General features: G+C 42.5%; 10 protein-coding genes. All 10 read left to right on the top strand.

Annotated elements, in window-relative coordinates; genetic code table 11:
- Window positions 1-6: 6 nt before the first annotated feature.
- Window positions 7-903, top strand: coding sequence for a lysophospholipid acyltransferase family protein (locus VGB26_15375; protein ID HEX9759154.1), 897 nt, complete (start codon window positions 7-9; stop codon window positions 901-903).
- Between the two features lie 147 nt (window positions 904-1,050).
- Entirely contained in the window at window positions 1,051-2,778 is a 1,728-nt protein-coding gene (waaF, locus tag VGB26_15380) for a lipopolysaccharide heptosyltransferase II (GenBank protein HEX9759155.1), read from the top strand.
- A gap of 8 nt (window positions 2,779-2,786) precedes the next feature.
- Entirely contained in the window at window positions 2,787-3,893 is a 1,107-nt protein-coding gene (locus VGB26_15385; GenBank protein HEX9759156.1) for a glycosyltransferase family 9 protein, read from the top strand.
- 33 nt (window positions 3,894-3,926) lie between these two features.
- Window positions 3,927-4,097, top strand: coding sequence for a Trm112 family protein (locus VGB26_15390; GenBank protein ID HEX9759157.1), 171 nt, complete (start codon window positions 3,927-3,929; stop codon window positions 4,095-4,097).
- Complete coding sequence (locus VGB26_15395; protein ID HEX9759158.1) at window positions 4,094-5,575, top strand: hypothetical protein; 1,482 nt, start codon at window positions 4,094-4,096, stop codon at window positions 5,573-5,575. The genes VGB26_15390 and VGB26_15395 overlap by 4 nt, the downstream gene beginning before the upstream one ends.
- Complete coding sequence (locus VGB26_15400; GenBank protein HEX9759159.1) at window positions 5,572-6,342, top strand: glycosyltransferase family 2 protein; 771 nt, start codon at window positions 5,572-5,574, stop codon at window positions 6,340-6,342. Before VGB26_15395 ends, VGB26_15400 begins: the two co-directional genes overlap by 4 nt.
- 60 nt (window positions 6,343-6,402) lie before the next feature.
- Window positions 6,403-6,951, top strand: coding sequence for an isoprenylcysteine carboxylmethyltransferase family protein (locus VGB26_15405; protein HEX9759160.1), 549 nt, complete (start codon window positions 6,403-6,405; stop codon window positions 6,949-6,951).
- Window positions 6,952-6,996: 45 nt separating this feature from the next.
- A complete protein-coding gene (rfaQ, locus tag VGB26_15410; GenBank protein HEX9759161.1) occupies window positions 6,997-8,052 on the top strand; it encodes a putative lipopolysaccharide heptosyltransferase III in 1,056 nt (351 codons plus the stop codon).
- A gap of 27 nt (window positions 8,053-8,079) precedes the next feature.
- A complete protein-coding gene (locus VGB26_15415) occupies window positions 8,080-8,802 on the top strand; it encodes a class I SAM-dependent methyltransferase (protein ID HEX9759162.1) in 723 nt (240 codons plus the stop codon).
- A 1-nt stretch (window position 8,803) separates the two neighbouring features.
- A partial coding sequence (locus VGB26_15420) for a hypothetical protein (protein ID HEX9759163.1) occupies window positions 8,804-8,992 on the top strand: 189 nt, incomplete at its 3' end.

Consider the following 8,992-nt stretch of genomic DNA (forward strand, 5'->3'; position numbering starts at 1 on the left):
GGGATCATGAGAAGGTTCCAAATTCATTGGTTTTTTGAGTGGTCCGGGGTCATGTTATTTGTGGGCTTGTGTAACCTATTACCCCTACCTTGGGCTTTGGAGATGGGGAAAAAACTTGGCCTCTTGGCCTGGAAATTTGATAAACGGGATCGGACCATTTCCCTCATTAATCTCCAAAATGCATTTCAGGGAGTCAAGAGTAAGGAGGAAATCATTCAATTATCAAAAGCATGTTTTCTGCAATTGGGAGAGTCCATCGTAGAGTATGCCAGACTTCCTCGGTATCATAAGGAAGAAAATGGAAAGCATGTCAGCATCGAGGGTCTCGAGCACCTTCTTGAGGCTCAAAAAAAAGGGAAAGGTGTAATTTTATTAACGGGGCATTTTGGAAATTGGGAATTGTTAGGAGTGACACTTGCCAACTTGGGCTTTCCCCTCCATGTGGTTGCACGACGATTGGATAATCCCTTTTTAAATTCCTGGGTCATTCGGAGAAGAACGATGACTGGGAATACGGTGATTGAGAAAAACCAAGCAACCAAAGCGGTTTTGACACTGCTTAAAAGCGGAGAGGTTGTTGCTTTTCTATTAGATCAAGATACAAAATCTGGAGATGGGGTCTTTGTTCCTTTTTTTAACCGCCCCGCCTGTACCAGCAAAAGTGTGGCGGTGATTGCCTTGAGAAGGGGTGTTTCCGTTTTGCCTATGTTTATTACCCGTTTAGACGGGGGACACCATCGGATCTCCATCGAGAAAGAATTGCCCGTTATTCGGACCGGACAAACCGGAGAAGATATTATTCAAAACACCGCACGGTATACCGGTATTTTGGAGGATAAAATTCGGGAACACCCGGAACAGTGGGTGTGGATTCACCGAAGGTGGAAAACCCAACCCCTTTAATAAAGGGAAGTAAGGTGAGGTGTTTGGCGTGAGGAGAAAAAATAGGTTTAAGGTTGGAGTTTTTAGGCCAGAAAAAACTAAACAACCAAGATAAACCCGAAAAACCTAATGAACCAGAGAAAAAAAAACTGATTTGTTTTTAGGATTATGATTAACCGAGAATCTATCCAAAAGATATTAATTCGAGGAACCAATTGGATTGGAGATTCGGTTCTGGCTTCCCCTGCCATTACCGCCATAGGGAAACATTTTGAAAAGGCAGAAATAACCTTGCTGGCAAAGCCTCACGTAGGGGACCTCCTTTCACGGCATCCTTTTATCCACCATCATTTGCATTTTGAAGATCAGGGGAAGCATCGTGGCTTTTTGGGAAAAAGAAAATTAATCCATGAGATTAAGGAAAAATCTTTTGATATGTTGATTCTTTTTCAAAATTCCTTTGAAAGTGCCCTTTTGGGGTTTTTTTCAAAAATTCCCATACGTTATGGGTATCGCACCGATGGAAGAAGATTTTTACTGACCCATCCCATTCCCGTTCCCAGAGATTTATTGAAAAAACACCATATTTATTATTACCTGGAGCTTCTAAAACCATTAAACATCAAAAGTGAACCATCCCTGACCCTTGAAACCTCTAAAGAAGAGGATGAGTGGGCCGATGAGCAACTCCAATCATTGGGTGGGTCCGAAGAAAATATATGGATCGGTTTTAATCCGGGGGCAGCCTATGGGACGGCCAAGCGGTGGCCCATGGAGCGTTTTTCTGAACTTGGAAGAAAATTGGTTCAGGGATATCCTGCAAAAGTTCTTCTTTTTGGGACCCAGGAGGAGGAAATTCTCGGAAAAAAGATTGCAGAGGGAATTCCAGGAAAGGCAGTGGTTTTGAATGGAAAAACCACCCTCCGCCAACTGATGGCCCTTTTAAAGAAGTGTGATTTATTGGTCACCAATGATTCTGGTCCAATGCATGTTGCTATGGGGCTGAAAGTTCCTGTGGTTGCCATATTTGGTTCAACCGATCCAAAAACAACCGGTCCTTTTGGAAGGGCGGGGATCGTCGTCAAACGAGAGGTGGTCTGCTCTCCCTGCCAACTTCGGGTGTGTCCCATTGATCATCGCTGTATGGAATGGGTTACTGTAGGCGAGGTTTTTACAGCGGCGGCGAAATGTTTGGAGGAAACCGGTTTTCCCCGATGGAAAACCTCTGTAAAAAATGAATCCTCCGTTGGGGCTAAAGGGAAACAGGTGACCGAGGTTGCGGTATTTTTGGACCGGGATGGAACTTTGAATAAGGACGTGGGGTATGTTGATCGCCGGGAGCGAATGGCTTTTTATCCAAGAAGTATCGCCGCCATTCAATTGCTCAATCAGGCGGGAATCAAAGTATTGTTAGTCACCAACCAAGCGGGGGTTGCCCGCGGCATAATGACTGAAGCGGCGGTTCAAACCCTTCACCGGGAATTGGTGCGATTACTCAAGCGTAAAGGTGCTTTTTTGGATGGAATTTATTATTGTCCACATCACCCTGAGGCAGGAAACTCACCTTATACCCAGGTGTGTCAATGCCGAAAACCAGCTCCAGGTTTAATTGAAAAGGCCTCCCAAGAGCATGGAATAGACCTCCGGCGCTCCTATGTGGTGGGCGATAAGTGGAGTGATATGGAGTTGGCCCGACGGGTGGGGGCTAGGGGAATCCTGGTTTTAACCGGTGATGGGAATCAGGAGGTCCACCGTTGTATTCGAAACGGGTCAAAAGCAGAGGTGGTGGTTCCTGATCTATATGAGGCGGTTCAATGGATTCTTAGAGACTTCTCTGCTGGGGGCCAAAGGGACATTAACCCCACCAAAGTGACCGAACTGAATTTAAAAATTTGAAATGTTAAATGGGTGAAAATGTTTTGATTAAAATTGAAAAAGACTCCCCCAAAATTGCCTTAATAAAACTGGGTTCAATCGGAGACTGTCTCCACATGCTTCCCCTGGTTTCCCTTTTAAAAAATATATTTCCAAAAGCCTATATCGTCTGGTTTGTAGAGGAGAAATCCAAAGAGATTTTGTTTAATCAAGCAGGGATTGATGAAATTATTATCGTGAACACCATGGAAATGAGGCAGCTATTTAAGAAAAGAAAATGGGGCCCTCTATTTTCCGAAATGAAGGGGTTTAGAAAACGATTGTCGGATTTTAAATTTGATTTGGCCATTGATGGCCAAGGCCTTATTAAAAGTGGGTTGATTACTTACTTGACAGGAGCTCCTATTCGGATTGGGTATTCTCATGAATTTTGCCGAGAAAAATTGAATATGTGTTTTACCACCCATCGGATTAAACCTTTAGGGGACTATGTGGTTGAGCAAACCCTATCCCTGGTTAGGGACGTAAAGGGTCTGAATGGAGAGCCAAAAAATTTTGAGCAATCTAAATATTTACATTTCATCCTCTCCCCAGAAGATAAAGAGCGGGTTTCTAAATGGCTTCAAAAAGTGGGGTTGGGGGATCGGAGAAATTTAATCGCTTTACATCCGGGGGCGGGGTTTCAAACAAAAAGATGGCCATTGGAACGATTTTTGGAACTTGGGGAATTATTAGAAATCCGGAAAGGGTTATCCATTTTATTCACACCGGGAGAAATGCTCAATGAGCTAGAACAGCTTTTGCTCTATAGAAAAAAGGCTCCTATGGTTGTTCCTCCTCTGAGCTTAAACGAATTGGCCGCACTGTATCAAAAATGCAGGGTGGTGGTGGCAGGAGACACCGGGCCTCTTCACTTAGCGGGGGCCGTAGGGTGTTCCACTGTGGGATTGTTTGGGCCATCCGATGGAAAGAGAAGCGCTCCATTGGGGGAACAACATCGAAATATTCAACGAACTTGTTTTTGTAGGGGAAATTCCAGGTATTTTCCGAGACAGTGTCGGATCGATAAATGGTGTATGGCGGAAATCAATGTAGAGGAGGTTTATTCCATGGTGGTAGAATTATTAAATGAATAAACCTTGTTTTTGGAAAAACATGGGAGAGAAATCATGGGAATCGATAAGGACCTTTTAGATATCCTTGCATGCCCAAAATGTAAAGGAGAGATCCGTTTAACCCAGGAGGGGGATGCATTGATTTGCGATCCCTGTCGTTTAAAATATCTCATAAAAGATGATATTCCTGTAATGTTGATCGATGAAGCGATTCCTTTGAAGTGAGTGGGCCCGCAGGAAAACAAACGAAACAGGGAATGGCCGGTTCTTTTAAAAAACCTTCCCTTTGTGGATTCAATCGGGATTTGGGTATTTCCCGGCGTTCCTTTGTGAATATCCTATCCCTATTTGGGATGGGGATTCTTGCCTTAGGGGCCGGAACCTCGTGTAACCGGCCCCTTCCAAAACCAGGCCGAATTCCAAAGAAAAATTCAAGAAAAGGTTTGCTGTTTGAAAAAGCGGTATTTTTTAATCAGGAAATTGAAAAATGGCATATTACTCCGGAAGGCCTTTTAGCTTACGAGATTCTCTGGCCACCTCCAAAGGGTGAAATGGTTCCCACCAGCTTTGCGGATATGGCCATCTGGACAGGATGTTATTTAGGCGCAGAATCATTTCGATATGCGGTGACAGGGAAATTAGATGCCAAAAAAAGAGTAGACCAATGTGTTGAGGGGCTGGGGCTTATTCAAAAAGTAACCGGGGTCCCGGGTCTCATCGCTCGATCGGTTCGAAGGAGAATTCAATACCCGAACCATGACAGGACCCCTGAGGGAGCTTATCCCCATCTTCCCTCTATCAATGAGACGTGGCGGGTGGGGAATGGACCTTTTTCAGATTATGAGTGGTTAGGGGATGTCAGTTCGGATCAATTGGATGGTGTCGTTTTTGGGGAGGCCATTGCCTTTGATTTGAGCCCCGAAAAAGAAACCAGAGATAAAATTAAATGGCAAATCACACAAATAGCTGACCATCTCCTTTACAATGATATGCGGATTGTGGATAGCACCGGGAAGGGAACCCGTCATGGTGATTTTACTTTGGGGTTGTTATCGGAACCCCTCAACTCCCTCATTGCTTTGTCGTTGTTAAAAACCGCTGGGCGGGTTAGCGGGGATAAAACCTATTTAAATTCCTATCAAAACCTTGTGAGGGAGGGTTATGCCCATCAGACTGTTGGCGCAAGGGATCCTTGGTGGGAATTTTTTGCCGGAATTAACCATTCCGATAATAATCTTGCTTTTCTTGCTTATTTTACCCTTCTTCTTTATGAAGAAAACCCGAAGCTTTTGTCCCTTTATCAAAAGAGTTTGAACCGGGCCTGGAAGGTGGTTCGGGGAGAGGGAAATCCTTTTTTTACATGGATATATCATGCTCTGATTGGAGAGGGTCAAAATGATCATCTTGCCATTGAAGATGCTTTAGAGAACCTTAGGCGTTTTCCAAAAGATAGGGTGGATTGGCCGGTTAGAAATAGTGATCGAAAAAATATTTGCAAAGCATGGTTTTCTGATCGGAAGAGCAAACCTCAAGCTTGTTTTCCGCTTCCTTTGGATGAAAGACCCACCAGTTCTTTCGAATGGCGCGAGAATCCCTACCGGTTAGATGGACCGGGGGGGGGAGGGGTTCGTTTTAGCGGCGTGGATTATCTTCTGGCCTACTGGATGGGCCGATATTATGGTTTTGTAGGGGAAGAGGAATGACAGAAAAGGTTTCGGTGGCCATTATTGCTTTTAATGAAGCAACCCGAATTCGCCCCTGCCTTGAAAGCGTTAAATGGGCGGATGAAATTGTGGTTGTGGATTCTTTAAGTAACGATGAAACGGTTAAGATTTGCATGGAGTATACCCAAGAGGTTATCAGTCAACCCTGGCTGGGGTACGGACCACAAAAAAATTTTGCCCTATCTAAAGTTCGAAATGATTGGGTGTTGAGTGTTGATGCCGATGAGCGGGTAACCTCGGAACTTCGAAAAGAAATTGAAAATGTTTTGTCAAAGGATTCCAATTGCATCGGTTATTATGTTCCAAGAAAGAGTTTTTTCCTAGGCAAGTGGATACGGTTTTGCGGTTGGTACCCTGATTATAATTTAAGATTGTTTCGAAAGGACAGGGGACGTTTTAAGGATCGAATGGTCCACGAGTGTGTAGAGGTTCAGGGACCCGTGGGATATTTGAATGGCCCTCTTGAGCATGAGACCTACCGTTCAATGGATGAATATTTTGATCGAATGCACCGGTATTCCTCGCTGGGTGCAATGGAAATGAAAAAAGAAAAGAAGTCCACCACCGTCTTGGACCTCCTTTTTCGTCCCCCAGCCACCTTTTTGAAAATGTATTTAGTCCAACAAGGGTTTAGAGAAGGGTGGAGGGGATTTCTCCTTTCATGCCTTTATGGAATGTATACCTTTAGCAAATATGCCAAGTATTGGGAAATGAAAAAAAATACAGCTTTAAAAAATAAAAATTAAAATAGATAGGGAAATTTTCTTTTTTGATTCCTTTGGGTGAAATGAGGGGTTTGTGTGAAAATGATTGATCGTCTTCGGTATATGGTAAGTCATAATCGGATTGTGACCACCATGATTTTAGCCATTGGGTTTTTAATGCTGGCGGATCCCAACGCGTTTTCCATGGGGTGGGGTTTCCCCATTATCCTTTTGGGAGAGATTATTCGAATATCATCTTCTGGGTTTATCCATAAGGATTCAAGTCTCGCCCAAGAAGGGCCATACTCCATGTCCAGGAACCCGCTTTATTTGGGAAATTTTTTTCTAGGGTTCGGTTTTGTCATTATGGCGTCCAAATGGTATTTGATCGGAATATTTTTAATCCTTTTTTATTTTATTTACGATGCAACGATTAAAGAAGAAGAGAAAAAGCTTTTGGAACAGTTTGGCCAAAGCTACGAAGATTATGTAAATCGGGTTCCCAGGTTTTTCCCCAATATTACTGGGTTTGGATCATGGAATGGAAGATTTTCTTGGGGCTTGGTAAAAAAGCATCGCGAGTTCAATACCTGCTATGGGATTTTATTGGGGATTGGACTCATTTTTTTGAAAATGGTGTTGGTTTCCTGATTTATGAAAAATAAAGATTTTTTAAATATCCAAAGAATATTAATCATGAAATTTCTTCATATTGGGGATGTATTGCTAATTACTCCGACCATTCGGGCCCTGCATGAATTTTTCCCTAAGGCTGAATTGGTTGTTTTGGTCAATCAGGGGACCGAAGAAATGCTCCAAGGAAATCCATTGATCAATGAAATAATGGTTTATCATCGCCGAAAAGGCTGTGGGCCAGTGGAACGGCTTAAAACTGAAATTGATCTTCTTAAAAGGATTCGGAATAATCCATTTGATTTAACCGTGGACTTAACGGGAGGAGACCGGCCTGCCTTTTTGGGGTTTCTTTCTGGTGCAAGAATACGAGTAGGACCCCATCCCGAGGGAAAGGGGATGTTGGGTAAGAAATGGCTTTATACCCATGCGGGTGTAAAGCGGAACCATACCCAGCATATGGTTGAACAGAATTTGGATATTGTTCGGCAAATTGGGATTCAACCATCCAAATTAAATTTGGAGTTTTTTTTATCCAACGAAGAGGAAAAATTTGCCTTGGATTTCTTTGATGGAAATGGAGTCAGAAAAGAGGATTTGAAAATCCATGTTCATCCCACTTCCCGATGGTTGTTTAAGTGTTGGCGGGACGATTATTTTGCGGATTTGATCAACCGGTTGGTTGCTGAATTTCAAGCGCAGGTTGTGCTAACCTGTAGTCCTGATCCAAAAGAGTTGGCCAAGGTGAAGAAAATCACGGATCGTGTTCACGAAAAAACCTTGAATTTGATTGGACGGATAACCTTGAGAGAGTTGGCAAGCATTTCAAAGGCCTCAGATCTTTTTATTGGTGTGGATTCTGCCCCCATGCATCTTGCCGCGGCGGTTGGAACCCCAACCATTGCACTTTTTGGGCCCACGGGGGATTATAATTGGCATCCTTGGTGTGTGACCCATAAAGTTTTAAAAAGGAATGAGGGGTGTGTTTCAACTGGACCTCAGGGTTGTACGGTGACCAAGCGGTGCTTTTGCCTTGAAAAAATTACAGGAAATGAGGTTCTTGATGCAGTTCGTGGAATTTTTTCCAATCAATCCCCGTCATTTTCAAAAAAGTTTTGAATCACCCTTTTTAAATAAAGGTCCATTATGAAAAAATTTCAGTTGAAACATATCGGTTATCAATTATTCAAAAAAGCGCATTATATTTGGGCATTAAAAACCCTTAAAGTTTTAGAAAAAGAATACCCCGATCTAGAATCGCGGTTTATTATCCCCTTTGATTATAAGGGAAAGGGTTTTTTTAAATCTATTAAACCCATGCAATCTAAAAAAGAAATTTCTGATTTGTATAAAATTGTAGCAAAACGAAAACCTCATGGAGTATTAGAAATCGGAACTTGTCATGGGGGAACCCTATATTTGTGGGCCCAGGCTGCAGCCATTGATGCAGTTATTATAAGTATTGATTTGCCATATGGGGAATTTGGCGGTGGGTATTATCCTTGTCGGATTCCATTTTATCAATCCTTTGCTTTACCCAAACAGAAAATTCACCTTTTACAAACGGATACCCATGAGACAAAGCTACCTAAAGATCTTTCTAACCTGCTAAATGGGGAAATGCTCGATTTCCTTTTTATAGATGGGGATCATAGTTATCAAGGGGTTAAACAAGATTTTGACCTTTATTCAGGTTTAGTGAAACCGGGGGGGTTAATTGCGATGCATGATATTCTTCCCCGCGAGGATGTACCCAGTATAGAAGTCTATCGTTTTTGGAGAGAAATTAATACTCGATTTCAGACAACAGAATTGATAAGTAATGAACCCGGTGACCGAAAAATTGGAATCGGCCTAATTGAATGGTAAAATGAACATTTTTGTATTGACTGCGGGAGATCGAAGAACCGCGAGCAGTTATTATAGGATTTTTCAATATGAGGAATTGTTTAAAAAAGAGAAAATAGGACTTCAATGGAGTATCGCAAAAGAATTTATAGACTTTCAAAAACTGAAATACTTTGATTGTGTAATCCTCCAAAAAACAATTTTATCAAAA

It is taken from the genome of Nitrospiria bacterium, assembly GCA_036397255.1.
Lineage (GTDB): Bacteria > Nitrospirota > Nitrospiria > DASWJH01 > DASWJH01 > DASWJH01.

Excerpts from the sequence above, each read along its gene's own strand:
- VGB26_15375 (HEX9759154.1), top strand. The coding sequence starts at position 7 with ATGAGAAGGTTCCAAATTCATTGGTTTTTTGAGTGGTCCGGGGTCATG.
- waaF (HEX9759155.1), top strand. The coding sequence starts at position 1,051 with ATGATTAACCGAGAATCTATCCAAAAGATATTAATTCGAGGAACCAAT.
- VGB26_15385 (HEX9759156.1), top strand. The coding sequence starts at position 2,787 with ATGGGTGAAAATGTTTTGATTAAAATTGAAAAAGACTCCCCCAAAATT.
- VGB26_15390 (HEX9759157.1), top strand. The coding sequence starts at position 3,927 with ATGGGAATCGATAAGGACCTTTTAGATATCCTTGCATGCCCAAAATGT.
- VGB26_15400 (HEX9759159.1), top strand. The coding sequence starts at position 5,572 with ATGACAGAAAAGGTTTCGGTGGCCATTATTGCTTTTAATGAAGCAACC.
- VGB26_15405 (HEX9759160.1), top strand. The coding sequence starts at position 6,403 with ATGATTGATCGTCTTCGGTATATGGTAAGTCATAATCGGATTGTGACC.
- rfaQ (HEX9759161.1), top strand. The coding sequence starts at position 6,997 with ATGAAATTTCTTCATATTGGGGATGTATTGCTAATTACTCCGACCATT.
- VGB26_15415 (HEX9759162.1), top strand. The coding sequence starts at position 8,080 with ATGAAAAAATTTCAGTTGAAACATATCGGTTATCAATTATTCAAAAAA.